This window comes from Stenotrophomonas sp. DDT-1 (assembly GCF_001580555.1).
GTDB classification, from domain to species: domain Bacteria; phylum Pseudomonadota; class Gammaproteobacteria; order Xanthomonadales; family Xanthomonadaceae; genus Stenotrophomonas; species Stenotrophomonas sepilia.
This window is the reverse complement of the sequence record NZ_LEKR01000017.1, coordinates 47031-72957: the sequence shown is the minus strand read 5'-3', so window position 1 is coordinate 72957 and position 25927 is coordinate 47031. Positions and strand designations below refer to the sequence as shown.

Sequence of the window (25927 nt, the reverse complement as noted above, 5' to 3'; positions counted from 1 at the left end):
CAAGTGCCCGTCGGCAGGGGAGAAACCGTGGGGCTCATCCCAAAAAGTCAGTCGCCGCTTGTAGGCGTCGACATCAGTTCGACTGCGGTAAAGCTTTTGCAGCTGTCCCGCAGCGGCAATCGTTTCCGCGTGGAACATTACGCTGTGGAACCTCTTCCGCCGAATGCGGTGGTGGAGAAGAACATCGTCGAAGTGGAGGCCGTCGGTGAGGCCATCCGCCGGGCGATGAACCGTTCAGGCAGCAAGGCCAAGCTGGCCGCTGCCGCCGTCGCGGGGTCGGCGGTGATCACCAAGGTGATCCCGATGCCGGCCGATCTCGACGAAAACGACATGGAAGCCCAGATCGAGCTGGAAGCGGTCAACTACATTCCGTATCCGATCGAGGAAGTGAACCTGGACTTCGAGGTGATCGGGTCGATCCCGAACAACCCGGAGATGGTCCAGGTCCTGCTGGCGGCGTCGCGTTCGGAGAATGTCGAGCTGCGCCAGTCCGCACTGGAGCTCGGTGGCCTGCAGGCCAAGGTGATGGACGTGGAGGCCTTTGCGGTCGAGAACGCCTACGCCCTGGTCGCCAGCGAGCTGCCGGTGTCCATCGACGGCGTGGTTGCGCTGGTCGACATCGGCGCCACCATGACCACCCTCAATGTCCTGCGCGGCGGCCGTAGCCTTTACAGCCGCGAGCAGGTGTTCGGTGGCAAGCAGCTGACCGACGAGATCATGCGCCGCTACGGCCTGAGCTACGAGGAAGCCGGGCTGGCCAAGCGCCAGGGTGGCCTGCCGGAAAGCTACGAAATGGAAGTGCTGGAGCCGTTCAAGGAAGCCACGGTCCAGCAGATCAGCCGCCTGCTGCAGTTCTTCTATGCGGGCAGCGAATTCAACCGCGTCGATCACATCGTGCTGGCCGGCGGCTGCGCCGTGCTCGGTGGCCTGCCGGAGATGGTCGAGGAGCAGCTGGGCGTGCCGACCGTGGTCGCCAACCCGCTGGCGCAGATGACCCTGGGGCCGAAGGTGAACGCGCATGCGTTGGCCCAGGATGCCCCCGCGCTGATGATCGCGACCGGTCTGGCGCTGAGGAGCTTCGACTGATGGCACGCATCAATCTATTGCCCTGGCGCGCCGAACGGCGCAAGCAACGCCAGCGCGAGTTCTACGCAATGCTGGGCATGGCCGCTGTCGGTGGCCTGCTGTTGTCGCTGATGATCTGGTTCTATTACGACCGCCAGGTGAGCGGCCAGATGGACCGCAACGCCTATCTGGAAGCCGAGATCGAGAAGGTCAAGGAACAGAACAAGGAGATCGATCGCCTCGACGCGCAGAAGGAACGCCTGCTGGCCCGCAAGAAGGTGATCGAGGAACTGCAGGCCAAGCGCTCGCAGATGGTCCACCTGTTCGACGCACTGGTGCGCACCATCCCCGACGGCGTGGTGCTGACCGCACTGAAGCAGGAAGGGGATGTGCTGACGCTGGAAGGTCGCACCCAGTCCAATGCCCGCGTTTCGGCCTACATGCGCAACCTGGAGACCTCCGGCTGGATGACCAATCCGGAGCTGTCGATCATCGAAGCGCGTGACCCGGAGAAGGACAAGGATGGCAAGGTCGGTCCGCTGGCCGACATCAAGGCGCTGCCCTACGTGTTCGTGGTCAAGGTGAAACTGCCGGCACAGAGCGAAGAGGTCTCGGCGACGCCGGGCCTGAACGCCGATGGCTCGGTGGCGACGGCGGCGCCGGCACCGGTGGCTCCGTTGGCCGCAGGTCCGGATGCCGCGACGCCTGCGGCTCCGGCAGCGGGCCAGCCGGCAGCGGCTCCCGCCGCACCGGCCGCTGCACCGCCGGCCACTCCGGCCAAGCCGAACCAACCGGCCGCTCCGGCTGCCGCGCCGGCCCCGGCACCTGCCCCGAAGCCTGAGGGCAGCCGCCTGGCGCAGCCGCCGCAGGCCTTCAATGCGCTGCTGCAGGGGGACCGCGCATGAGCCAGAAGATCGACATCAAGAACCTGGATTTCAACGACATCGGCAACTGGCCGCAGAAGGCAAAGATCGTCTTCTGCTCGTTGCTGGCACTGGTCATCATGTTCGTGGCGTGGATGGCGCTGATCAGCGGCAAGCGCGAGGAGCTGGCCGGCCTGGAATCGAAGGAAGTCGAGCTGCGCACCGAGTTCACCAAGCAGCAGGAACGCGCGGTGAACCTGGAGCCGCTGAAGCAGCAGCTGGCGCAGATGGAGCAGGTGCTGCAGCAGATGCTGCGGCAGCTGCCGAGCAAGACCGAAATGCCCGACCTGATCATCGACATCTCGCAGACCGCGCTGTCCAGCGGCCTGACCAACGAGCTGTTCGAGCCGGAGCAGGAGCAGATCAAGGAGTTCTACGCCGAGAAGCCGATCAAGCTGCGCATGGTGGGCAGTTACCACCAGTTCGGCGCATTCGTCAGTGGCGTGGCCTCGTTGCCGCGGGTGGTGATCCTGACCATGCATGACATCAACCTCAAGCCCAAGGAAAAGACCGGCGGCAACGTCCGCAGCGGTGCACTGGAACTGTCCGGTACGGTCAAGACCTACCGTTACCTGGACGAGACCGAAGTGCAGGCGCAGCAGGCGGCCGACGCTGGCAAGGAGGGCAAGAAGTGATGCGCGCGCAGACCGTACGTGGTGCGATGGTGCTGGCTGTACTGCTGCTGGCCGGTTGCGGCCGTGGCGTGACCAGCACGCCCGGCGACGCACCGAACCTTGAAAAGTGGGTGGAAGGCGAGCGCGCGCGACCGGCGCAACCGCTGGAGCCGCTGCCGGTGATGCAGCAGTTCGAGACCTTTGAATACTCCGCGCAGGGCATGCGCGATCCGTTCACCGATGCCTGGACCAATCCGCAGCAGGGGAACGGCGGATTGCGACCGGACCCGAACCGGCGCAAGGAGCCGCTGGAAGGCTTCCCGCTGGATGCGCTGGACATGGTCGGCACCATCGGTACCGGTGCAGGCACCGTGGCGCTGGTGATGGGGCCGGACAAGGTCACCTACCGGGTTCGCCCGGGCGGTTACCTGGGGCAGAGCGACGGGCGGGTCACGGCGGTCTTCGAAGACCGCGTGGAGCTGATCGAACTGGTGCCGGATGGCGCGGGTGGCTGGCTGGAACGGCCGGCAACGCTCTCGCTTGAAGATCAATGATCGTTTACTGGGGATAGCACGATGACCTTTCACCAAGCCAAGGGGCTGCGTCCCATCCGGCGCTCTACCTTGAACCGTGTCAGCGCGCTGGGAGTCGCGCTGATGCTGGCCTGCGCTCCGGCGCTGGCTGCCGCACCGGCGGAAAAGCCGGTGGGCGCCACCGTGGCACCGGCCGCTGCGCCGGCAGGCCTGTCGGTGGCCAAGATCGATTTCAAGCGTGGCGATGACGGCGCCGGGCGCCTGATCGTGCAGTTCGACGGGCAGGGCGCGATCCCTGACCTGCGCACGCAGGGCAACAGCGTGGTGGTCGACGTCGGCAATGCCCGACTGCCGGCCAACCTGCAGAAGCCGATGAACGTCACCGACTTCGCCACGCCGGTACAGCGCATCGACGCCAAGCCGTCCGGTGCCGGTACCCAGCTGGTGCTGAGCACCGGGGGTGCCGTGGAGTCGCTGGCCTACCAGAGCGGCAATGAATACGTGGTCGAGATCAGCCCGCGACAGGCCCCGGCCGCCGTCGGCGCGGTCACCGCCGGCAGCGTCACCCAGGCGGCCAAGGCCGTCGGCCAGCGTGGTTTCACCGGCAAGCCGGTGACCTTCAACTTCCAGGACGTGCCGGTGCGCACCGTGCTGCAGTTGATCGCCGAGGAGTCCAACCTGAACGTGGTTGCGTCCGACTCGGTGCAGGGCAATGTGACCCTGCGCCTGGTCAATGTGCCATGGGACCAGGCGCTGGACATCGTCCTGCGCGCGAAGGGCCTGGACAAGCGTCGCGATGGCAGCGTGATCTGGGTGGCGCCGCAGGCTGAACTGGCCAAGTTCGAGCAGGAGAAGGAAGACGCGCGCATCGCCATCGAGAACCGCGAAGACCTGCAGACCGACTATATCCAGATCAACTACCACAGCGCCACGCAGATCTTCAAAGCGCTGACCGAGGCCAAGGGCATCGGTGGCAGTGGTGGTGGTGGCAGCGGCGGTGGTTCGGGCAGCTCGTCGCAGGAAGACAGTGGCTTCCTGTCTTCGCGCGGCCGCATCGTGGCCGACGAGCGCACCAACACGCTGATGATCAGCGACATCCCGAAGAAGATCGCGCGCATGCGCGAGCTGATCAACGTGATCGACCGCCCGGTCGACCAGGTGCTGATCGAAAGCCGCATCGTCATCGCCACCGATACCTTCGCCCGCGAACTGGGCGCGAAGTTCGGTGTCAGCGGCAGCCGTGACAATGTGTACTTCAGTGGCAATCTCGAAGCCAACCGCTTGACCCGGGAATCGCAGGTCAAGTCCGCGCAGGACAACGCCAAGGCCGAGCGCGACTGGATCGCCGGTGGCCGCGTGGGCCCGGCTCCTGTCCCGGTGGGCTCGACCATCACCCGTGGCCTGAACTGGAACCTGCCGGTGGCTGCCGCCAGCAACCCGGGTTCGCTGGCACTGTCCATCCTCAATGCCGGGTACCTGCTGGACGTGGAGCTGTCGGCCATGCAGCAGGAGTCGCGAGGCGAGGTGATCTCCAACCCGCGCGTGGTCACCACCAACCAGCGCGAAGCGATGATCAAGCAGGGCAAGGAAATCGGCTACGTCACCATCAGCGGTGGTGGCGCTGGTGGCGTGGCGACGCCGAACGTGCAGTTCAAGGAAGTGGTGCTGGAGCTGAAGGTCACTCCGACCATCACCAACGACAACCGCGTGTTCCTCAACATGCAGGTGAAGAAGGACGAAGTCGACCAGCTGATCCAGCTGGAGGGCTACGGCACCGTGCCGTCGATCAACCGCCGCGAAGTCAATACCGCGGTGCTGGTCGAGGACGGGCAGACCGTGGTGATCGGTGGCGTCTACGAATTCACCGATCGCAACAGCATCAGCAAGGTACCGTTCCTGGGCGACGTGCCGTTCCTGGGCAACCTGTTCAAGAAGCGCGGTCGCAACAAGGACAAGGCCGAACTGCTGGTGTTCGTCACCCCGAAGGTGCTGCGCGTGGCCAAGCAGAACTGAGCCACCGCTCCGAAGTCTTCGAAGAAGGGCCGCCCTGTGCGGCCCTTACTCGTTTCCGCCGGTAGATCCACGCCGTGCGTGGATGCGCCGTTCAGCCGTTCTTGATGCCAATCGCAAGGCACCCTGCGATGATGTCGGGAACCCGTGCCGTCCTGCGCCGGTCAAAGGCCCCCATGAACCTGCCACCGCCGATGCCCGAAACCATCTCGCCGCCGCCCGCGCCGGCCATCTCCCGCCTGCATGCGGCATTCACCGGACTGCGCGACGCGTTGTCGGCCGAGATCGTCGGCCAGGCGGCACTGGTCGAACGCCTGCTGATCGCGCTGCTGGCCGACGGCCATCTGCTGGTGGAGGGGGCACCGGGCCTGGCCAAGACCACGGCGATCCGCGCGCTGGCTTCGCGCCTGGAAGCGGACTTTGCCCGCGTGCAGTTCACCCCCGACCTGCTGCCGGCCGACCTCACCGGCACCGAGATCTGGCGCCCGCAGGAAGGCCGGTTCGAGTTCGTGCCTGGCCCGATCTTCCACCCGATCCTGCTCGCCGACGAGATCAACCGCGCGCCGGCCAAGGTGCAGTCGGCGCTGCTGGAAGCCATGGGCGAGCGCCAGGTCACGGTCGGCCGGCATACCTATGCGCTGCCGCCGCTGTTCCTGGTGATGGCCACGCAGAATCCGATCGAACAGGAAGGCACGTTCCCGCTGCCGGAAGCGCAGCTGGACCGCTTCCTGATGCATGTGCGCATCGGCTACCCGGACCAGGCCGCCGAATCGGAGATCCTGCGGTTGGCCCGTGAGCGTGCCCGTGGTGCATTGGGCGAGGCCGCGCCGGCGCCGGACAAGATGCCGATGCAGGACGTGTTCGATGCCCGCCGTGAAGTGCTGGACCTGCACATGGCACCGGCCTTGGAGCGCTACCTGATCGAGCTGGTGCTGGCGTCGCGCGACCCCTCGCGCTACGACGCCGGCCTGGGCCGCCGCATCGCCTGGGGGGCAAGCCCGCGCGGCTCCATCGCACTGGAGCGCTGTGCCCGTGCGCGCGCCTGGCTGGCCGGCCGCGACTTCGTCACCCCCGATGACGTGCGTGCGGTCGCCGCCGACGTGCTGCGCCATCGCGTGCTGCCCAGCTATGAAGCCACCGCCGAAGGCTGGGACGGCGAGCGCCTGGTGCAGGAGCTGCTGGCCCGGGTGCCGGCACCCTGAGCCTGCGCATGACCGATCGATCCCTGGAACAGGCACCGTCTGCGCTCGAAGGTGACGGGCTGCGCCCGCAGCTGGCCGAACTGGTCGCGCTGCGCCGGCTGGCACAGCGTCCGCCGCCGCCGCGCCGTGGCCGCACCGGCAACGCGGGCCAGGCACCATCCCCGCTGCGCGGCCGCGGCATGGAGTACGCCGAGTCGCGCGAATACGTGGCCGGCGACGACGCGCGCCACATCGATTGGCGCGTGACCGCGCGCACCGGCCGCGCCCATACCAAATTGTTCCAGGCCGAGCGTGAGCGGGTCAGCCTGATCGTGGCCGACACGTCGCCGGCGCTGTACTTCGGTACCCGCGTGCGCTTCAAATCGGTGCAGGCCGCACGCGCGGGTGCTGTTGCCGCGTGGTCGGCGCAGCGCCGTGGCGACCGCGTGGGCGCGCTGCGTGGCAGCGACCGCGAAGCGCCGATCACCCCCGCAGGTGGGCCGCGCGGTGTGCTCCGCGTGCTCGACGCGCTGACTCGCTGGTATGCACAGCCGCCGGCCGACGATCTGGGCCTGGAGCGCGCGCTGGACCATGCCGGCCGCGTGCTGCGCCCAGGCGCGCGCATGCTGGTGCTGGCCGATCCGCAGCAGGCCATCCGCATTCCGCCCGCGCGCTGGAGCGCGCTGGCCCAGCATCACGACCTCAGCCTGGTGCTGCTGGTCGATCCACTGGAGCTGCGGCCACCGTCGGCGGCGTTGCAGTTCCAGACCGCGCAGCAGCGCATCGGTCTCGACCTGCGCCGCAGCGACGTGCAGGCGCACTGGCAGGCGCATTTTGTCGAGCCGCTGCAGGAGCTGCGGCGCCAGCTCGGCGCGCGCCGCGTCGACGTGCAGGTGCTGTCCTCCGATGCGCCCAGCGACGCCTGGCTGGCGCCGTCGCCGACCGAGGTGCCGGCATGAGCGCCGCGCTGCCGTTGCGCGATGTGCAGCTGCCGCCGGCACCGTCATGGTGGCCGCCAGTCCCCGGTTACCTGATGATCGGCGCGGCGGTCGTGCTGGTGCTGCTGGTGATCGCCGTGGTGATGTGGCGACGTCGCCGCCGTCGCCAGCGCTGGTTGCAGCTGTTCGATCAGGAACTGGCAACCGCCCCCGACGCTGCGGCCGAACTGGCGGCCATCGCCGGACTGCTGCGCCGTGCCGCACGCCATGCACGGCCGGGCAGTGAATCGCTGCGCGATGACGCCTGGTGGCAACGCCTCGACCCGCAGCGCACGCTGGCCGATGACCACCGCAGCCTGTTGGCCGAAGGCGCCTATCGCCCGCGCGTCGACAACCGCGACGTGGCGGCCATACGCAGCTGGGCCCGCGAACGCTACCTGGCGATGCTGCTGGAGCGCCGCCGATGAACCTGCTGGCAAGCTACTGGCTATGGCCGGACCTGCAGCTGGCGTGGCCGCTGGCTTTGCTGGCGTTGCCGTTGCCGCTGCTGATGCGCTGGTGGAAGCGCCGTGCAGCGCCGGGTGCTGCACTACGCGTCCCCTACGCTGCCGCCGAGCTGGAAGCGCTGTCCGGTGGTGGCCGCGTCGACGTGTCGTGGCTGCGCACGCTGCTGCTTTGGCTGGGGTGGTGTGCACTGTGCATCGCGCTGGCGCGACCGCAGCAGCTGGGTGACGCCATGACACCCCCGCAGCAGGGCCGACAGATGATGTTGGCGATGGACGTGTCCGGAAGCATGGGCGAGGGCGACATGGTGCTGGGCGACCAGGCGGTCGATCGCCTGACCGCAGCCAAGGCCGTGCTTGCCGACTTCCTTGATCGTCGTGCGGGCGACCGCGTCGGCCTGCTGATCTTCGGTGACCGCGCCTACACGCTCACGCCGCTGACTGCGGACCTGGCCAGCGTGCGCGACCAGCTGCGCGACAGCGTGGTCGGCCTGGCCGGGCGCGAGACCGCCATCGGGGATGCCATCGGCCTGGCGGTCAAGCGCCTGCGCACCCAGCCGGAGGGACAGCGCGTGCTGATCCTGCTGACCGATGGTGTCAGCAATGCCGGTGTGCTGGAACCGCTGCGCGCCGCGGAAGTGGCGCGCGCCGAGGGCGTGCGCATCCACACGGTCGCATTTGGCGGCGATGGCAGCATGCGGTTGTTCGGCATTCCGATTTCCACCGACCAGGATCCGGTCGATGAGGCCACCCTGAAGAAGATCGCCAGCATGACCGGCGGCCAGTTCTTCCGCGCGCGTGATACCGCGCAGCTGGCCGGGATCTACGCCGAGCTCGATCGCCTGGAGCCAGTGGCCGCAAAGGGCCCGAGCCTGCGCCCTCGCGAGGAACGCTATGCGTGGCCGTTGGGGCTGGCGTTGCTGCTGGGCGTGCTGGCCTGGCTATGGCCGGAGCGTCGCCGATGATCGCGTTTGCTTCGAATCTTCCCGATTGGAGCGCATTGCACTTCCTGCGACCGGAGTGGTTGTGGGCGCTGCTGGCGCTTCCCCTCATCCTCGCGCTGTCGCTGTACCGGCAGCGACGCAGTGATGCGTGGCGGCAGGCGGTGGACGCACACCTGTTGCCACATCTGCTGGCCGCGGGTGCGAAGCGTCGCGTGCGCCTGCCATGGGCGCTGCTGCTGGGCTGGACACTGGCATCGCTGGCGATGGCCGGGCCGAGCTGGCGGCAGCAGGCGCAGCCGATGTTCCAGGCCAGCGCACCGCTGCTGGTGGTACTGGACCTGTCCAGCCGGATCAGTGCAACCGATCTGCCACCGTCGCGCCTGCTGCAGGCGCGCGCGAAAGTGGGCGAGCTGCTGCGCGCCCGCCAGGGCGGGCAGGTGGGCCTGGTGGTGTATGCCGATGATGCCTACACGGTGGCGCCGCTGACTGATGACGGCAGCAATGTTGCGCTGTATCTGGATGCGCTGGCGCCGGACGTGATGCCACGCGATGGCCAGCGTGCCGACCGCGGCATCGACTGGGCAACACGGCTGATGCGGCAGATCGGTGCGCTGCAGGGGCAGATCCTGCTGGTCAGCGACCAGGCGGATGGTGAAGCTGCACTGGCGGCAGCGCAGGCACGCAGCCTGGGCCTGCAGGTGTCGGTGCTGGGCCTGGGCACGCCTGCCGGTGCGGCCTACCGCGATGGCAGCGGGCAGATCCGCCAGGCTGCGCTGGATGAGGGCAGCCTGCGCGCGGTGGCCACTGCAGGCGGCGGCCGCTATGCACGCATCGCCGCCGATGACAGCGATCTGCGTGCGCTCGGTGTACTCGACGCGCGCGAAGGCACGGCGGCGCAGCGGCCGGGCGAAGGCAGGCAGTGGCGTGACGAAGGCTTCTGGCTGCTGCCGCCGGTGATGCTGCTGGCATTGCTGGCCTTCCGCCGTCGTGCGCTGCTGGCGGCGGTGCTCGCGGTCGGCCTCGTGCCATGGATGAATGACGCGCAGGCGCAGGCACCTGCGACGCAGGCCTCGCAACCCGCGCAGGGCACGCTGTGGAAGCGTAGCGACCAGGCGCAGCATCAGCGCCTGGCCGAGGGGGTCCAGGCTTACCGCAACGGCGACTTCACCACTGCACGCAAACGCTTCGAAGGCATCGACAACGATGCCGGTTGGTACAACCTGGGCAACACGCTGGCACGCGAAGGCAACTACGACGAAGCGATCGCCGCCTACGACCGCGCGCTGGCGTTGCATCCCGGCATGGCCGATGCGGTCGCCAACCGTGCCGTGGTCGATGCCGCGCGCAAGCGCAGGCAGTCGGGTGGCAAAGGCCAGGATCATCAGAAGCCACCGCAGAGCGGGCAGCAGAAGCAGCAGAACGATACCCCGGGCCAGCAGAGCCCGCAGGGCCAGAAGCCGCAGCAGGGCCAGCAGAATCCCGGCCAGGGCCAGCCGCCGTCGGGCCAGCAGGGGCAGCCCAAGGCGGGTGACGACAAGAACCCGTCGAGCCCGCAGCCCGGCCGCGATGGCCAGCAGGCGCCACCACAGGTGGAGGATGCCAAGGCACAGGCCCAGGCCGATGAGCAGCAGCGCCAGCGCATGCAGCAGGCGATGCAGCAGGCACGCGAAGGCGAGGCTGGCAAGGACGGCAAACCCGTACCGGGGGCTGAGGGCCGCACACCGCGCGAGCGCGAGGAGCAACAGGCGGTGGAAGCGTGGATGCGGCGTGTGCCGGATGATCCGGGCGCGTTGCTGCGGGCCAAGTTCCAGCTGGAAAACGAACGCAGGAAGAGGGAAGGGCGATGACGTGGGCGATCAACATGCACGGGCACTGGTCACGGCCGGTACTGGCGGCGCTGTTGCTGTGGCTGCCGCTGCTGGCCTGGGCGCAGCCACGCGCCTGGCTGGATCGCGACCGCATCGCGATGGGTGATACGGTCACCCTCAATGTTGAGAGCGATCAGGGCGCTCCCGACTTCACGCCATTGCGCACCGACTTCGACCTGAGCGGCCAGACCAGCAGCCGCCAGGTAGAATGGAGCAATGGCAGCATGCAGCAGCGCAACCTGTATGGCGTGGCGCTGACGCCGCGGCGCAGTGGTGCGCTGGTGGTACCGGGCCTGCAGGTGGGAAGTGCGCGAACCGCGCCGCTGACGCTGCAGGTCGATGCGGCCGCCGTGGCCGGACCTGACAGCAATGCGATGGCCTTCATCGAAACCGTTGTCGATGACGATACGCCGTACGTGCAGCAGAGCGTGGGCGTGGTGGTGCGGTTGTATTTCGCCTCGCAGCTGGCCTCCGGCGAGCTGGTGCTGGATACCCCGGCGGGCGCGTCGTTGCAGCGGGTGGGCGACGACCGCACCGACGTACGGCAGGTCAACGGGCGCCGCTACAACGTGGTCGAGCGACGTTTCCTGCTGATCCCCGAGCGCAGCGGCGCGTTGCGGCTGTCCGGTGCGCGTTTCAGCGGGCGCAGCGCCGGAGGTTTCTTCGATGACTTCTTCGGGGGCGGCGATGGCCGCATGAATGCCACTGGCGCAGACCGCACGTTGCAGGTGCAGGCACAGCCGGCACAGGCGCCGCAGCCGTGGTTGCCCCTGCAGAGCCTGCAGCTGCGCTACACCAGCGCGCCCACCAGTGCCCGTACCGGCGAGGCAGCCAACGTGGTGGTCGAAGCGGTTGCCGAAGGCGCGACCCGAGCACAGTTCACCGACCTGCCGGTGCCGGATGTCGGCGCCAACGCGCAGGTGTTCGCCGAACCGGCACAGTACGAAGAGACCTTCAACGGCAGCACGCCGCGCCTGAAGATCACCCGCCGCTATTCGATTGTGCCGCGCCAGCCGGGTTCGCTGGTGGTGCCGGGACCACGCCTGCCCTGGTGGGATGTGCGCAACGGCAAGGCACAGGAAGCGAAGCTGCCGGACCTGACGCTGGCCGTTGCGGCCGGTACCGGCGCCGCCACTGCCTCGCCGGCAGCGCTGCCACCGATCGACACCGCTGCCGCGCTGCCGGGCAGCGATGGACAGGATGGGCGTATCGCCGCGACCGATCCACGCGCCAGCGGCCTGTCCGAGCGTCCGTGGCCGTGGATGGCGGCGGCCATTGGCCTGGCGCTGCTGTGGCTGCTGACCCTGTTGTGGGGCTGGCAGCGAGGCCGACGCCCGCGTGTGGCGGCGCCTGCAGCCGGCACGCCCTCTGTGCCGACCGTGGTGAGCGGGCGTGCCGGCTTGGCCGAACTGCGCCGTGCGCTGGATGGTGAAGGCTTCGACCAGGTGGAGGCACGGCTGTGTGCGATGGCCGGTGTGAAACGCATCGAGCAGGTGATCGCCCGGCTGGATGACCCGGCCCAGCGCCAGGTGTTGCTGGACCTGCAGCAGGCGCGCTGGGGCGGGCAGGGCGAACTGGCCCCGTTGCGCACGCGCCTGCGCGAGGTCTTCCGTGACGGACCGCACTGGTCGGCGGCTAAGGGCACCGCCGAAACTGGCCTGGCGCCGCTGTATCCACCGCGGCGAACCTGAACCGGCGCCGCTTGCGCGCTTTGTTAGAGTGCATTCATTTTTCGAGGAAACCCGCGCATGACAGTAGCTGCTGCCGACAAGAAGAAGTTGCCCCTGCATTGGAAGATGGGCATCGGCTTTGCGATCGGCCTGATCCTGGGACTGATCGTGCACGCCCTGGGCGGCAGCGTCGATGGCCTGCAGGCCGGTGCCAAGTGGGTCATGGACTACGTCACCACCCCGGCGTCGGGCCTGTTCCTCAACCTGATCTTCATGCTGATCGTGCCGCTGATCTTCTCGGCGCTGATCATGGGCGTGTCGGAGATGGGCGACATCCGCGCCCTGGGCCGCATCGGCTGGAAGACCCTGGCCTATACCGTGCTGCTGTCCGGCATTGCCGTAGGCATCGGCCTGGTGCTGGTCAACCTGCTCAAGCCGGGCGCCGGCGTGGATCCGCAGGTCGCCGCGATGATGCTGTCGGAGAACGCCGAGCGCAGCAAGGAAATCGTCGCTGGCATCCATGGCACGCCGAAGGGCATGGACATGCTGCTGTCGATCGTGCCGAGCAATGTGCTGCAGGCCGCGTCGGACAACGGCGCGATCCTGTCGCTGATGTTCTTCGCGCTGATGTTCGGCATCGGCATGGTACTGACCGACAATGAGAAGGTCGCCCCGCTGCGCCGCGCCATCGAAGGCGTGTTTGAAATCTCGATGACCCTGATCAACCTGGTCATCCGCCTGGCCCCCTATGCGGTGGCCTGCTTCATGTTCAACCTGGCCGCGCTGTTCGGCTTCGAGCTGATCATCCGCCTGGGCGCCTACGTGGGCGTGGTGGTGCTGGCACTCGGCCTGCACATGGTGGTGACCTACGGTACTGCCGTATGGCTGTCTGGCCGCTCGCCGCTGTCGTTCTTCCGCGATACCCAGGAAGCGACGGTGATGGCGTTCTCCACCGCCTCCAGCAACGCGACCCTGCCGACCGCACTGCGCGTGGCGGACCAGATGGGCCTGCCGCAGCGTGTGTCGCGCTTCGTGCTGACCGTGGGTGCCACCGCCAACCAGAACGGCACCGCCCTGTTCGAGGGCGTGACGGTGATCTTCCTGGCCCAGTTCTTCGGCGTGGACCTGAGCATTGGCCAGCAGATCATGGTGATGGCGGTCTGCATCCTTGGCGGCATCGGCACGGCGGGCGTGCCGTCGGGCTCGCTGCCGGTGGTGGCGATGATCTGCGCGATGGTCGGGGTGAACCCGCTGGGCATCGGCCTGATCCTGGGCGTGAACCACTTCCTGGACATGTGCCGTACCGCCCTGAACGTGACCGGCGACCTGGCCCTGACCACGTTGGTGGCCAAGGGCGAGTCCCATGACGGACCGGCGCTGGGCACGCCCCTCGATTGAACGCGCCCTGAATGCCATGGATACTATCCCGACGCATGGAAGGCGTCGGGATTGGCGCCGTGCGAAAGGGAGCAGAAATGAGGATTTCGTACGTGATGGTCGCCGCCCTGGGCCTGCTGGCTTTCGACGCCAGTGCCCAGAAGGCCTGTGAAACCAACTACACCAAGACCGGCAGCTTCTTCGCCGGGCGCACCTTCACCACCTGGGACGTGGTGCCCAACGTTACCCCGGCCGACGCTCTCAAGCGTATCCAGATCGAGGGCGTGAAGTCGGGCCTGAAGGTGGCCAGCGTGGACAAGGACCTGGGCATGCTGACCCTGGAACAGAACGTCCAGTTCAATGGTGGCCAGACCACCCTGCCGTGGAACGTGCTGGTTGAAGCCGAGGGCAAGGGTTCGAAGATCACCGTGACCAAGACCACCCCGGCTACCTACGCCACTGGCGAGGACTTCCAGAAGAAGTCGATGTGTGGCGTGATCGAGGCTGCCGCGCCCAAGTAAGGGGTTGGCGGGACCAGATCCCTTTCACCGGCAAGGGATCTGGTCCTACGCCTGAACCCGGCCCCGCGTCTGTGGGACAATAGGCCGCCCGCACGTCCGCGGCCGCCTCCCGATTCCGACAGAACCATGACGCAGCCTACCCGTCGCCAGTTGGCCAACGCCATCCGCTTCCTCGCCGCCGATGCGGTTGAAACCGCAAAGTCCGGCCACCCCGGCATGCCCATGGGCATGGCCGACATCGCCGAAGTCCTCTGGAACGACTACCTCCGCCATAACCCGAGCAACCCGCACTGGTTCAACCGCGACCGTTTCGTGCTGTCCAACGGCCACGGTTCGATGCTGCAGTACGCGCTGCTGCACCTGAGCGGTTACGACCTGCCGATCGAGCAGCTCAAGCTGTTCCGCCAGCTGGGCAGCCACACCGCCGGCCACCCGGAGCGCCACGAGACCCCGGGCGTGGAAACCACCACCGGCCCGCTGGGACAGGGTTTCGCCAATGCCGTGGGCTTCGCCCTGGCCGAGAAGCTGCTGGCACAGCGCTTCAACCGCCCGGAGCTGGAAGTGGTCGACCACCGCACCTGGGTGTTCATGGGTGATGGCTGCCTGATGGAAGGCGTGTCGCACGAAGCCGCCTCGCTGGCCGGCACCTGGGGCCTGCACAAGCTGGTCTGCTTCTGGGACAACAACCACATCTCCATCGACGGCAACGTCGAGGGCTGGTTCACCGACAACACCCCGGAACGTTTCGAGGCCTATGGCTGGAACGTGGTTCGCGATGTTGACGGCCACGACCCGGAAAGCATCAAGGCCGGCATCGAGGTCGCGCTGTCGCAGAGCGACAAGCCGACCCTGATCTGCTGCCGCACCACCATCGGCTTCGGTTCGCCGAACAAGGCGGGCAAGGAATCCAGCCACGGTGCCCCGCTGGGCAAGGACGAGCTGGAAGCCACCCGCAAGCAGCTGGGCTGGGAATACGGCCCGTTCGAGATCCCGCAGGCGATCTACGACGGCTGGCGCGCCAATGGCGCCGGCACCCTGCGTCAGGCCGAGTGGGAACAGCTGTTCGACAAGTACGCCAGCCAGTATCCGGCAGAGGCGGCTGAGCTGACCCGCCGCTCGCACGGCGAGCTGCCAGCCGACTTCGTTGCCAAGGCCGATGCCTACATCGCCCAGGTGGCCGCTGAAGGCCCGACGATTGCATCGCGCAAGGCCTCGCAGCTGGCCATCGAAGCCTATGCGCCGCTGCTGCCGGAAATCGTCGGTGGCTCGGCCGACCTGGCGCACTCCAACCTGACCCTGTGGAAGGGCAGCAGGTCGGTCGCCAGCGACGACGCCAACGCCAACTACGTGTACTACGGCGTGCGCGAGTTCGGCATGACCGCCATCGCCAATGGCCTGGCCCTGCACGGTGGCTTCATTCCGTTCGACGCCACCTTCCTGGTGTTCAGCGATTACGCCCGCAACGGCGTGCGCATGAGCGCGCTGATTCCGGCCCACGCCATCCACGTCTATACCCACGACTCGATCGGCCTGGGCGAAGACGGCCCGACCCACCAGCCGGTGGAGCACCTGGCCTCGCTGCGCTACATCCCGAACAACGACGTGTGGCGCCCGTGCGATGCGGTCGAGTCGGCGGTGAGCTGGAAGGCCGCGATCACCCGCCAGGACGGCCCGAGCTGCCTGGTGTTCAGCCGCCAGAACCTGCCGCACCAGCCGCGCAGCGCCGAGCAGATCAAGCAGATCGAGCGCGGCGGTTACGTGCTGGCCGATGCCGCCGGTACCCCGGACGTGATCCTGATCGCCACCGGTTCGGAAGTCTCGCTGGCTACCGAAGCCAAGGCCCAGCTGGATGCGGCCGGTATCAAGACCCGCGTGGTCTCGATGCCGTCCACCGACGTGTTCCTGCGCCAGGATGCGGCCTACCGTGAATCGGTGCTGCCGAACGCGGTGCGCAAGCGCGTGGCCGTGGAAGCTGGCGTCACCGGTTTCTGGCGCCAGTTCGTAGGCCTGGACGGTGCGGTGATCGGTATCGACACCTTCGGTGCCTCGGCCCCGGCCGACCAGCTGTACAAGCACTTCGGCATCACCACGGCGCACGTGGTGGAAGCGGCCAAGGCGCTGTAAGCAGCGACATGGAGTGATGAAGGAAAGGCCGGCGCAAGCCGGCCTTTCTCTTTTTCTGCGGGGCGAAACGAATCGGTCGTCTTGCCAGTAGATCCACGCCGTGCGTGGATAAACGCTACATCGCCTCGCGCACGTCCATTAACGCGAACCCCAGCAGGTTCAATCCGCGCCACTGTGCCGGGTTGTGCGCGTCGGCGTGGTCCTTGGCCAGGCCGATGCCCCAGATGACGTCCACCGGGCTGGCTTCGACCAGCACCCAGCCTTCGGTGGAGCGCAGGAACGCGCCCAGTTCCGGGTTCTGCGCGAACTTGGCCTTGTTGCCCTCCACGACTAGGTCGTAGCGTGCCTGCGTCCAGAGCGCCTCGTCGAAGCCTTCGATCTTGCGGCCGAGCGCCTTGGCCTTGTCCGGCGTGGCGCTGGCGATGATCGTGTCGAGCAGGCCGGTGGCACCGAACAGGCGCGCCTTGCCGGCCATCATGTAGTGCTCGGCGGTGCGGTAGTGCATGCCATCGATGTCGAAGCCTGCGTCATACCACTGGCTGAAGCACGAGGCGGACACACCGATGCGCGGCGGCTGGTGGCCCCAGAAGCAGAGGTAACGCAGGTCTTCGCCTGCGGCCTGGCGCTGCTGCAGGTCACGCAGGAAACGGGAGTCGTCTTTCATCGCTACAGGATACCGCGTCAGCGACGGCGCTCCGGGAGCTGCCAAGCTTGGTTGGCAGCGATCCCCATTCGCCGGGCATGGCCCGGCGCCACCAGTGCTTACGCAGTGCGCGCCAGTGCCAGGCGCAGCAGTCGCGCATCCAGGCGCTCTGCGAAATCCTTCGGTGCCTGCAGACCCATGCGCTGCAGGTACACCGCATCGCCGTCGCCGGCCGGTTGCCGCAGCGCTGCCCAGACGGTGCGCAGCTTGCCGCTGCGGGTCTGCGTATTGGCCTTCAGCCAACCCAGCGCTTTGACCAGCACCTGCTCGATCTCGTTGAAGTCGCTGCCCAACGGATAGTCCGGCAGGCTGCCATCGGCGCGGAACGGTGCCAGCGCTGCCGCCAATGCCTGCGGCGTATTGCGCTGCAGACGCGCCGGATCCGGTTGCGCGGCCGCCAGAAGCTTGCGCGCGGCCTGCGCCTGCTGCAGCAGCTCATCCTGGAACGGCGCCTCGGTGATCGCGGTCATTGCGTGCACGCAGTCCTCGTCGGTCAGCCCGCGCAGATCGGCGATGCCGTACTCGTTGAGGTAGATGTCACGCAGGTGGCGAGGGATGGTGGTGTGGCCGTAGTTCCAGCGCACGTTCGATTCCCGGCGGCCCTTGTCATCGCGTGCGGCACGGAACATCAGCACGCTGCGCGCTTCCGGCAGGGCATGTGCCATCGCCACGAAGTTGTACTGGCCGCCCACGCCGGACACCACGCGTCCATCGTCCAGCGCATCCGATACCGCCGCGCCGAGCGCGGTAGCCATCATGCAGGAATTGAAGAAACGCGCATGGCGGCGCTGCAGGCGCTCCAGTGCCTCGTTACCGCCATACAGCTGGTTGATCTCGCTGATGCGGCGCATGCCGATCGCACGGCATTCGTCTTCCGGCAGCGTGCGCAGCCACTCGTAGAACTCCGGCGAGCCCAGGTAGAACGCGCCATGCAGGTACTCGCCTTCCGCGGCGAGGGTGGCGTGGTCGATCGACAACGTGCTGCCATTCTCGATGCGCTGCATCAGCGCCAGGTCGTCGTGCACCTTGCGCCTGATCACCCCGGTCTGCACCAGGCGGCGGAAGCCTTCATTGAGCATCTCGCTGCAGCCGTACAGGCCCACCTCGAACGGATCCACACCGCCGATTTCCTGCACCAGCGGGTGGCTGGCCAGCTGCGGATCCAGCGCGTGCAGCACGCGGCGGTAGCGCGCGTTGTCGGTGTGGCGCAGCACCAGCGCATGGCTGAGGGCATCGGCCAGCGTGCCGATGCCGATCTGCAGGGTGCCGCCATCGCGTACCAGGGTGCTGGCATACAGGCCGATGGCGTAGTCGGCGTCGCCGACCGGCTGCCGCGGCAGCCCGAACAGCGCCGGGTACGGCGGAGGCGGAGTGATCACGAGATCGAAGAACGACACATCGACCGTCGCCGAGCCGCCCAGATAGGGCAGCTGCGGATCGATCTCGGCAATCAGCAAAGGGCGTGGCAGGCCACGCGCGGTCATCGCATCGAGCGTGTCCTGGGTGATGTCGTTGTTGCACGACAGCGAAAGCCGACGGTCATTCGGCCGCATCGCCACCTTCTGCACGATCACCTGCGGCGCGCGCTGCGCGACCGCGTCGGCGGCATGGGTGTAGTTCAGGCTGGTATAGCTGGATTGCGCCCGCCGCGAACCGAGCAGGGCGCCGGACTGCATGTAGAACTCTTCCACCTGCACGTGCGCTGGCAACGCGTCGCGCGCGATCGCATCGGCATAGGCCAGGCGCGGGAAATCGTCGCCGAAGTGGCGCTGCGCGAACGGCGCAAGGAAGCGTGCCTCCAGGCCGTTGCCACGCGCCTTCGGCGGGTTCAACGACAGCGCGGTATACAGCTGCAGCGGCCGTGAGGGATCGTGCTCGACGCGCGCATACAGGGCGTTGAGCAGCCGATGCGGCTTGCCCAGTGCCAGCGGTGCCCCGATCCGCAGCGGCCCGTCCACGCGCGCAAACAGCCAGTCGACGGCGGCGTCCAGGTCGGTGAGGTGTTCGGTCATGCGCGGCGGTCCTGCGTGTGGGGGAGTGCGGGCATTACAGCATGTCGGGCTTGAACCGCCGTCGACGCGAGACTTCTGCGCCGGACACCATGAACTGCCCATCGCCGCGGTAATGCACCGTGCGCGGCAGTTTCGGCCGGGGCGCAACATGGGCGCGCACGATCTCCCAGATGAACAGATTGCTCGACGCCACCTGGCTGTCGTCGTACAAGCGGCATTCGAAGTTCGAGTGGCACTGCCCGACCAGCGGCGCGCCGACCTCGCGCGCGGGCAGCGCATCGAGCCCGAAACGGGCGAACTTGTCGACCTCGCGGCCGCTGCAGTTGCCGATGTCCACCACGGTATCGAGCAGTTCCACGCCGGGTACGTTGATCACGCACTCGCCACTGCCGACGGCCAGTGCATGGCTGTGGTTTTCATTCCACAGGTAGGTGGCGACCAGCGACGGCGAGAAGCCCATCACCATGTGCCAGCCCATCGTCATCAGGTTGTGCTGGCCGCGCCAGGCGGTGCTGACCAGCACGATCGGGCCGGGTTCGAGGAAGCGGCGGGCCTGCTCGACCGGGAATTCCTTCTTGGGAAGCGCTTTCATCCGAGGCCTCGGCTGGGAGGGCTCGATGCTGGCGCAAAGCCGATGAATCCGGAGTCGAGGGGCTTGACAGCCGGTTCGATTACGAGCGTAATCGAACTGTCGATTACGGATGTAAATCATGACCCCGATCAGCGAAGCCGAAGCCGTTGTGATGGAGGTGCTGTGGCATCAGGCACCGCGTAGTGCCGACGAAGTGGTCGCCGCGCTGGCCCACCGTGACTGGGCCGAGCCGACCATCAAGACCCTGCTCAACCGCCTGCTGACCAAGGGCGCGATCGCCGCCGAGCGCGATGGACGGCGCTATCTGTATCGCCCGCTGTTGCAGCGCCAGGCCTGGGTGGAGGCGCAGAGCCAGGACTTCATCGGCCGTGTCTTCGAAGGGCGCGTGGCGCCGCTGGTGGCGCACTTCAGCGAGCGCGGCCAGCTGAGCGCACAGGACATCGCCGAACTGAAGAAGCTGATCCAGGAGCTGGACCATGACTGAGCTGCTCGGTGGACTGTGGCAGGCCAGCGTGTGGCTGGCCATGGGGGTGATCCTGCTGGCCGTGCTGCGACCGCTGCTGGTGTGGGTGGGGGGCGCTGGACTGGCTTATCGCAGCTGGTGGTTGTTGCCGATGCTGCTGGTGACCTTGCTGCTGCCGTTGCCGCAGGCTGCGCTGTTGCAGCACGTGCCGACAGTGCCGCTGAAAGTCGAGCCAGGGGCGGTGGACGAACTGGCAGGGCCGTCGCTGCCATGGGCACCGCTGTTGCTGCTGGCATGGGCGCTGGGCATGGGCATCTGCCTGCTGCGCGACCTGCGCGCACAGCGTCGTTTCGAACGGCGCATGGGCCCGCTGAAGCCGCGCGCCGATGGCAGCTGGCAGGCCAGTAGTGATCCAGGCCTGCCAGCACTGGTTGGCCTGTGGCGGCCGCGAATCGTGGTTGGCCCGGACTTCGATCAACAGTTCAGCGCACAGGAACAGGGGCTGATCCTGCAGCACGAGCGCAGCCACCGTCGCAATGGCGATCACTGGGCCAACGGCGCGTTGCTGCTGGCGCGCGCGGTGTTCTGGTTCCACCCGCTGCTGTCCTGGGCCGCACGCCGCTTCCTGCGCGACCAGGAACTGGCCTGCGATGCCCGTACCATCGCCCCGCAGCCTACGCTGCGCGGCCTTTATGCCGGCACGCTGCTGAAGGCGCAGCTGGTCCACCCGGTTGCGCCAGCGGTCTGCCATTGGCGCAGCCAACCCGTGTTGAAGGAGCGTATCGCCATGTTGAAGCAGTCCAAGCGGAAGGCATTGCCGTGGGTATCGGGGCAGGTGCTGGTCGTCGGGTTGTGCCTGGGAATGGGCGCAGTAGCGTGGGCCAGCCAGGGCGGTGCGATGGCCGGCCGCCCGGCAGCGGCGGTCACGGATCGGGAGATCCAGGTCGTCAAGATGCCACCGCCCTCCTATCCCAGGTCCGCGTTCGAGCAACGCCAGGTGGGCGTGGTGAACCTGCGCGTGGAAGTGGACGCCAGCGGCCAACCCACCGATGTCAGAGTGCTCAGTGCCACCAATCCGGGTGTGTTCGACGCGGTGTCGATCACCGCAGCGCGCAGCTGGACCTATCGGCCGGCGATGAAGAACGGCAAGCCGGTGGCAGGCGCAGTGAAGATTCCGATCACCTTTGCGATGGACAACAGCGAGGACGCCCAGTGAAGTCCGCGCCGCTGCTCGTGGTGGCGGCGCTGATGGTGGGGTGTGCGAGCCAGGAACGGCTGGCCACCGTGCACACCCGCAGCGAGAATGTCGGCCACCAGCGACTGCAGCCGCAGGCGGACGGTGGCAGTGGGCAGTTGCAGGCGTATTCGCTGGGTGCGACCGAAGGCTACCGGATGCCGCAGTTGTACGCGGCACCGGACCCGGAGGTCGGCGATCGTGACCCGCGTGCGGAACTGGCGCCGACCACGATCTGCCTGCAGGTGGTGGTTGATGCCAACGGCGTCGTCGAGCGCAGCCTGCCATTGACCGATCGCCCGGAGTGCGCGGCAGGTGCTGCGGGCGAGAATGCGCCCCTGCTGCAGGCCGCGCAGGAGGCCGTGGCGATGTGGAAGTACTCGTCCGCAGCGGTCTGCCACTTCGCGGCTGGCAAGGTGCCTGCCGACCGCGGCGACTGTCGCGGCGCCGAGCGCGTCGAGCCGGTGGCGGTCACCCTGCAGTACGCCTTCACCTTCGAGATCGTGAAGGGCCAGCACGTGGTGCGCACGCAGGGAAAATGATCGCTCGCGATGACCGGGGTAGCGCCGGGCCATGCCCGGCGGGCGCAGCGGCGTGGATCAGGCCCCACCCTGGATGTTGGCCTTCACCGCCGGTTGCATCAGCTTCGGTTCTTCCAGCGTGGCATCGCGGGCCTGGCGCACGCTGACGAACTCTGCCTCGGCCACGCCGTCATGCACGTGGATGTTGTGCGCGCGCTGTTCGCCGATGGTGGTTTCGTTGGCGAAGTCGCGGCCGCCCGGGCCGTAGTCGTGGCAGACGAACACGCGGGTGGCATCGGGCAGGGCCAGCAGGCGCTGGATCGAGCGGTACAGCTGTGCGGCATCGCCACCCGGGAAATCGCAGCGTGCGGTGCCTCCGTCGGGCATGAACAGCGAGTCACCGGTGAACAGCGCATCGCCGATCAGGTAGGCGATGCTGTCGCTGGTGTGGCCGGGCACGGCGATCACCTGTCCTTGCAGCTCGCCAATGGCAAAGGTTTCGCCGTCGCTGAACAGGTGATCGAAGATCTCATCGGCGGCCGGAAGCTGCAGGCCATAGCGCGGCGCGAACGTGGCCTGCACCGCGCGGATGCCTTCACCGATGGCCAGCGTGGCCTGCGGGAAGCGCTGCTTGAGCCGGCGCCCGGCCGATACATGGTCGGCATGGGCATGGGTTTCCAGCAGCCAGCGCAGCTGAAGGTCCTGCTGTTCGATGGCCTGCAATGCCCCGCGCAGCGGTGATTCGCTGCTGGCGTCGGTGTCCGGGTCGTAGTCCAGGACCGGGTCGATCAGCGCCGCCTCACCGCTGGCCGGATCGCTGACCAGGTAGCTGAAGGTATTGCTGTCACGGTGGAAGAACGACTGCACCTGGACCGGCATCGGGATTCTCCTCAGCGCGTGCCTAGCACGCGATTCAGCAACTGCGCCAGGTTTTCACCGGCCAGTCGCAGCTGCGCTTCGGCCAGCGGCCGGTAGCGCTCGGTGTATTCGTCACCGATTTTATGCGACGCCGGATAAACGCCAGCTTGCATGGAGATGCGGCAGCTGGCTTCGGCCCAGGCCTGCGGGTCGCGCTGCGGGTTGGACTGGCGCGCCAGCTTTGGCGCGCGCTGGCCCTGCAGCACCGGCAGGTAGCCGGCATCGTCCAGCTTGCGGGTGTTGAGCATGCCGCTGTCCCACAGCGAGTGCAGGTTGGTACCGCGGTTGCCGAACTGCAGCTGGAAATCGTTGCCGCCCTTGTCGTGGGCGTAACCGGCGTGCATCGGCTGGTGGATATCGCCGACCAGGTGCACGACGAACTTCAGTGCCTGCAGGCGCTCGCCATCGGTCAGGCTGCGATCACCGAGGATGGCGCTCTGTGCCTTCAGGGCCTCGACGATGCAGTTGCCGTTCTTGCAGTGCTTCGGTGCTTCGTAGTGGCAGTCGTCTTCGGCGATGTTGACGTAGTGCCAGCCGGCCGAGCGACGGCCCAGACCCGGGTCCTTGGCGCGCAGCTGGTCGGCCCAGGGCGCGATGCTGGCCAGCGTGGCGTCTGGCTCGATGGCCAGCAGGCGGTCCACTTCGGCGCGGGCGGCGGGGTTGAGGCGGGCGTCGGCGACTTCGGCAACCAGGCGGTGGCCTTGCGCGCCCCAGGCATGGGCGGGGGCGGAGACGGACAGCAGGGCCGGCGCCAGGGCGGCGGCGAGGAACAGGGAGTGCAGGGCTTTCATGCGCACATTCTAGCGGGGTAGGTGGATTGAAGAGCGGCGCGTTCCTGTTCCGAAGTGGGAGCGCAGAGGGAGGGGCGGCGGGACACGCCGTAAATCCGTCCCTGGGGCTCGATGGCGCCATCCATGGCGCCAACGGTCCCGCCGCCCCTCCCGCTGCGCTCCCCTCCAAACATGGCGGCGGAGGCGGATGTAAACGTCAAAGGCAGGATCAAAAACAAATGCGGGATCAGAATCGGCCTCCTGCAGTTGCAGGCAACCATTACGCTTCGAATGACCGGGCGTGCTGCTGCTTTTGCTTGAGCTGGTACGCGCGCGCAGATGGGAAGGGTGGAGAGGGTGAGGTGAGCGGGACCGTTCGCCGCATGGATGCGGCGATCGAGCCTACAGGGACGTATTTACGGCGTGTCCCGATCACCTCACCCTCTCCGCCCAATTCCAGAAGCCGGTGCTTCTCGCACAAACAAAAAAGCCCCGGCAATCACCGGGGCAACATGCTGCGAGGGTTTGTGCGTGCAGCGGGGGAGCGGGGGCGAAGCCCCCGCAATCAACACACCGCTTAGAACTTGAAGACGTAGGACGCGCCGTAGACCAGCGGATCGATGTTGACGGTGCCGATCTTCTCGCCGTTCAACTTCACCTTGCTGTCGATGTCGATCCAGCGCATGTCCACGCGCAGGGCGCCCTTCTCGCCGATCGCGAAGTCGATGCCCGCATGCGCGGCCAGGCCCCACGAATCCTGCAGCTTCAGCTTGCTGCCGGCCAATGCACCGGTGGTGTCTTCGCTGAAGAAGGTGGTGTAGTTCACGCCCGCGCCGATGAACGGCGACACCTTGCCCTTGCTGTTGAAGTGGTACTGCACGGTCACCACCGGCGGCAGCTGCTTGGTGCTGCCGACGCGGCCCAGGCCGTTGATGTTGATGTCGTGCTTGAACGGCAGTGCGGCCAGCACTTCGATGCCCAGGTTGTCGGCGATGAAGTACTCGCCGGTGATGGTCGGCTTGACGTCGTTGTCGACGTCGACCTTCAGGGTGCCGCCGGCCAGCCAGCCGTTGTTCGACTTCGGCGCCACCTGGTGCACGCCGGCCGAAACGGTCCAGTCGCCCTTGGACTGGGCCATGGCCGGGGCGGCGGCGAGGGACAGGGCGGCGGCCAGGCTGGCCACGATCAGGGGGGAGGTCTTGCGCATGGGGGTGTTCTCGTTGCTGGGTGGATGGCGACAGTCTCGGCCTCACGCCGCGCTAACGCTTTGATCCGGATCAAATCCTGTCCGCCGACCTGCTGGCGGCCCGGCCTGGCCCACGGTGGCCAGCCTCGGCCTGCTAGACTTGTGGGCCCTATCCATCCCGCCGCACCCGTCGCGGCTGCAGGAGCTTGAGAAATGGCAATCAAGGTTGGTATCAACGGTTTCGGTCGCATCGGGCGTAACGTCCTGCGCTCGGCGGTGCTGAACTTCGGCGACGACATCGAAATCGTGGCCATCAACGATCTGCTGGAGCCGGATTACCTGGCCTACATGCTCAAGTACGACTCCGTGCACGGCCGCTTCGAGGCCGACGTGGCGGTGCAGGGCAACGACCTGCTGGTCAACGGCAAGAAGATCCGCCTGACCCAGGAGCGCGACCCGGCCAACCTGAAGTGGGACGAAGTCGGCGCCGACGTGGTGCTGGAAGCCACCGGCCTGTTCCTGACCAAGGAAACCGCGCAGAAGCACATCGATGCCGGCGCCAGGAAGGTCATCATGTCGGCCCCGTCGAAGGACGACACGCCGATGTTCGTGTTCGGCGTGAACGACAAGACCTATGCTGGCCAGGCAATCATCTCCAACGCCTCGTGCACCACCAACTGCCTGGCCCCGCTGGCAAAGGTCATCAACGACAAGTGGGGCATCAAGCGCGGCCTGATGACCACCGTGCATGCGGCCACCGCCACCCAGAAGACCGTCGATGGCCCGTCCAACAAGGACTGGCGCGGTGGCCGTGGCATCCTGGAAAACATCATTCCCTCGTCCACCGGTGCGGCCAAGGCCGTCGGCGTGGTCATCCCGGAACTGAACAAGAAGCTGACCGGCATGAGCTTCCGCGTCCCGACCTCGGACGTGTCGGTGGTCGACCTGACCGTCGAGCTGGAGAAGGAAGCCACCTACGCCGAGATCTGCGCTGAAGTGAAGGCACAGAGCGAAGGCGCGCTGAAGGGCATCCTGGGCTACACCGAAGACAAGGTGGTGGCCACCGATTTCCGCGGCGAGACCTGCACCTCGGTGTTCGACGCCGACGCCGGTATCGCCCTGGACGGCACCTTCGTCAAGCTGGTGACCTGGTACGACAACGAGTGGGGCTACTCCAACAAGTGCCTGGAAATGGCCAAGGTCATCGCCGCCAAGTAAGGCCGGTGTGGATCGAAGACGGACCCCGGCCTGGCCGGG

General features: G+C 67.2%; 24 protein-coding genes. 18 read left to right on the top strand and 6 right to left on the bottom strand.

Features of this window, described 5'->3' with window-relative positions; genetic code table 11:
* Nucleotides 1-27: 27 nt before the first annotated feature.
* The 14 genes from AB839_RS10675 (at nt 28) to tkt (ending at nt 16271) form a co-directional block, all read left to right on the top strand.
* A complete protein-coding gene (locus AB839_RS10675) occupies nt 28-1086 on the top strand; it encodes a pilus assembly protein PilM (RefSeq protein WP_014038321.1) in 1059 nt (352 codons plus the stop codon).
* Nucleotides 1086-1970 carry a PilN domain-containing protein gene (locus AB839_RS10670; RefSeq protein WP_061479339.1) on the top strand — a complete coding sequence of 295 codons (885 nt, stop codon included), beginning with the start codon at nt 1086-1088 and terminating at the stop codon, nt 1968-1970. Before AB839_RS10675 ends, AB839_RS10670 begins: the two co-directional genes overlap by 1 nt.
* Nucleotides 1967-2623 carry a type 4a pilus biogenesis protein PilO gene (gene pilO / locus AB839_RS10665; RefSeq protein WP_061479338.1) on the top strand — a complete coding sequence of 219 codons (657 nt, stop codon included), beginning with the start codon at nt 1967-1969 and terminating at the stop codon, nt 2621-2623. The genes AB839_RS10670 and pilO overlap by 4 nt, the downstream gene beginning before the upstream one ends.
* Nucleotides 2623-3156: a pilus assembly protein PilP gene (locus AB839_RS10660; protein WP_005418914.1), complete on the top strand. Its 534-nt coding sequence runs from the start codon at nt 2623-2625 to the stop codon at nt 3154-3156. Before pilO ends, AB839_RS10660 begins: the two co-directional genes overlap by 1 nt.
* Nucleotides 3157-3177: 21 nt before the next feature.
* Entirely contained in the window at nt 3178-5148 is a 1971-nt protein-coding gene (locus AB839_RS10655; RefSeq protein ID WP_061479337.1) for a type IV pilus secretin PilQ family protein, read from the top strand.
* A 173-nt stretch (nt 5149-5321) separates the two neighbouring features.
* Nucleotides 5322-6347 carry a MoxR family ATPase gene (locus AB839_RS10650; RefSeq protein WP_049411374.1) on the top strand — a complete coding sequence of 342 codons (1026 nt, stop codon included), beginning with the start codon at nt 5322-5324 and terminating at the stop codon, nt 6345-6347.
* A gap of 8 nt (nt 6348-6355) precedes the next feature.
* Entirely contained in the window at nt 6356-7285 is a 930-nt protein-coding gene (locus AB839_RS10645) for a DUF58 domain-containing protein (protein ID WP_061479336.1), read from the top strand.
* Complete coding sequence (locus AB839_RS10640) at nt 7282-7731, top strand: DUF4381 family protein (RefSeq protein ID WP_061479335.1); 450 nt, start codon at nt 7282-7284, stop codon at nt 7729-7731. Before AB839_RS10645 ends, AB839_RS10640 begins: the two co-directional genes overlap by 4 nt.
* A complete protein-coding gene (locus tag AB839_RS10635) occupies nt 7728-8732 on the top strand; it encodes a VWA domain-containing protein (protein WP_061479334.1) in 1005 nt (334 codons plus the stop codon). The genes AB839_RS10640 and AB839_RS10635 overlap by 4 nt, the downstream gene beginning before the upstream one ends.
* Nucleotides 8729-10558, top strand: a complete 1830-nt coding sequence (locus AB839_RS10630) for a tetratricopeptide repeat protein (protein WP_061479333.1) — start codon at nt 8729-8731, stop codon at nt 10556-10558. Before AB839_RS10635 ends, AB839_RS10630 begins: the two co-directional genes overlap by 4 nt.
* Nucleotides 10555-12270, top strand: coding sequence for a BatD family protein (locus tag AB839_RS10625; protein WP_061479332.1), 1716 nt, complete (start codon nt 10555-10557; stop codon nt 12268-12270). The genes AB839_RS10630 and AB839_RS10625 overlap by 4 nt, the downstream gene beginning before the upstream one ends.
* 57 nt (nt 12271-12327) lie before the next feature.
* Complete coding sequence (locus AB839_RS10620; protein WP_061479331.1) at nt 12328-13647, top strand: dicarboxylate/amino acid:cation symporter; 1320 nt, start codon at nt 12328-12330, stop codon at nt 13645-13647.
* 77 nt (nt 13648-13724) lie between these two features.
* Nucleotides 13725-14147 (top strand): hypothetical protein, encoded by a 423-nt coding sequence (locus AB839_RS10615; RefSeq protein WP_227837915.1) that lies wholly within the window; start codon nt 13725-13727, stop codon nt 14145-14147.
* A 126-nt stretch (nt 14148-14273) separates the two neighbouring features.
* Nucleotides 14274-16271: a transketolase gene (gene tkt / locus AB839_RS10610; protein WP_061479330.1), complete on the top strand. Its 1998-nt coding sequence runs from the start codon at nt 14274-14276 to the stop codon at nt 16269-16271.
* Nucleotides 16272-16386: 115 nt separating this feature from the next.
* Here the strand turns inward: tkt and AB839_RS10605 are convergent, their stop codons facing one another.
* The 3 genes from AB839_RS10605 to AB839_RS10595 form a co-directional block, all read right to left on the bottom strand.
* Nucleotides 16387-16935 (bottom strand): NADAR family protein, encoded by a 549-nt coding sequence (locus AB839_RS10605; RefSeq protein WP_061479329.1) that lies wholly within the window; start codon nt 16933-16935, stop codon nt 16387-16389.
* Nucleotides 16936-17033: 98 nt separating this feature from the next.
* Nucleotides 17034-18986, bottom strand: coding sequence for an acetyl-CoA hydrolase/transferase C-terminal domain-containing protein (locus AB839_RS10600; RefSeq protein ID WP_061479328.1), 1953 nt, complete (start codon nt 18984-18986; stop codon nt 17034-17036).
* 34 nt (nt 18987-19020) lie between these two features.
* A complete protein-coding gene (locus AB839_RS10595) occupies nt 19021-19578 on the bottom strand; it encodes a flavin reductase family protein (protein ID WP_005418896.1) in 558 nt (185 codons plus the stop codon).
* A 118-nt stretch (nt 19579-19696) separates the two neighbouring features.
* On the opposite strand from AB839_RS10595, the gene AB839_RS10590 reads away from it, so the two are divergent.
* From AB839_RS10590 to AB839_RS10580, 3 genes are read left to right on the top strand one after another with little or no spacing between them, the layout of a single operon-like run.
* Complete coding sequence (locus tag AB839_RS10590; protein WP_061479327.1) at nt 19697-20062, top strand: BlaI/MecI/CopY family transcriptional regulator; 366 nt, start codon at nt 19697-19699, stop codon at nt 20060-20062.
* Nucleotides 20055-21257: a TonB family protein gene (locus AB839_RS10585; RefSeq protein ID WP_061479326.1), complete on the top strand. Its 1203-nt coding sequence runs from the start codon at nt 20055-20057 to the stop codon at nt 21255-21257. Before AB839_RS10590 ends, AB839_RS10585 begins: the two co-directional genes overlap by 8 nt.
* Nucleotides 21254-21817 carry a hypothetical protein gene (locus AB839_RS10580; protein ID WP_061479325.1) on the top strand — a complete coding sequence of 188 codons (564 nt, stop codon included), beginning with the start codon at nt 21254-21256 and terminating at the stop codon, nt 21815-21817. Before AB839_RS10585 ends, AB839_RS10580 begins: the two co-directional genes overlap by 4 nt.
* A gap of 57 nt (nt 21818-21874) precedes the next feature.
* Here AB839_RS10580 and AB839_RS10575 read toward each other — a convergent pair whose 3' ends face one another.
* The 3 genes from AB839_RS10575 to AB839_RS10560 all read right to left on the bottom strand — a co-directional run bounded on the left by AB839_RS10575 (nt 21875) and on the right by AB839_RS10560 (nt 24691).
* A complete protein-coding gene (locus AB839_RS10575; protein WP_061479324.1) occupies nt 21875-22675 on the bottom strand; it encodes an MBL fold metallo-hydrolase in 801 nt (266 codons plus the stop codon).
* 11 nt (nt 22676-22686) lie between these two features.
* Entirely contained in the window at nt 22687-23505 is an 819-nt protein-coding gene (locus AB839_RS10570; RefSeq protein ID WP_061479323.1) for a S1/P1 nuclease, read from the bottom strand.
* A 556-nt stretch (nt 23506-24061) separates the two neighbouring features.
* A complete protein-coding gene (locus AB839_RS10560; RefSeq protein WP_061479321.1) occupies nt 24062-24691 on the bottom strand; it encodes an OmpW family outer membrane protein in 630 nt (209 codons plus the stop codon).
* 192 nt (nt 24692-24883) lie between these two features.
* Here AB839_RS10560 and gap point away from each other — a divergent pair, with 192 nt between their 5' ends.
* Nucleotides 24884-25888, top strand: coding sequence for a type I glyceraldehyde-3-phosphate dehydrogenase (gap, locus tag AB839_RS10555; protein ID WP_061479320.1), 1005 nt, complete (start codon nt 24884-24886; stop codon nt 25886-25888).
* Nucleotides 25889-25927 lie beyond the last annotated feature (39 nt).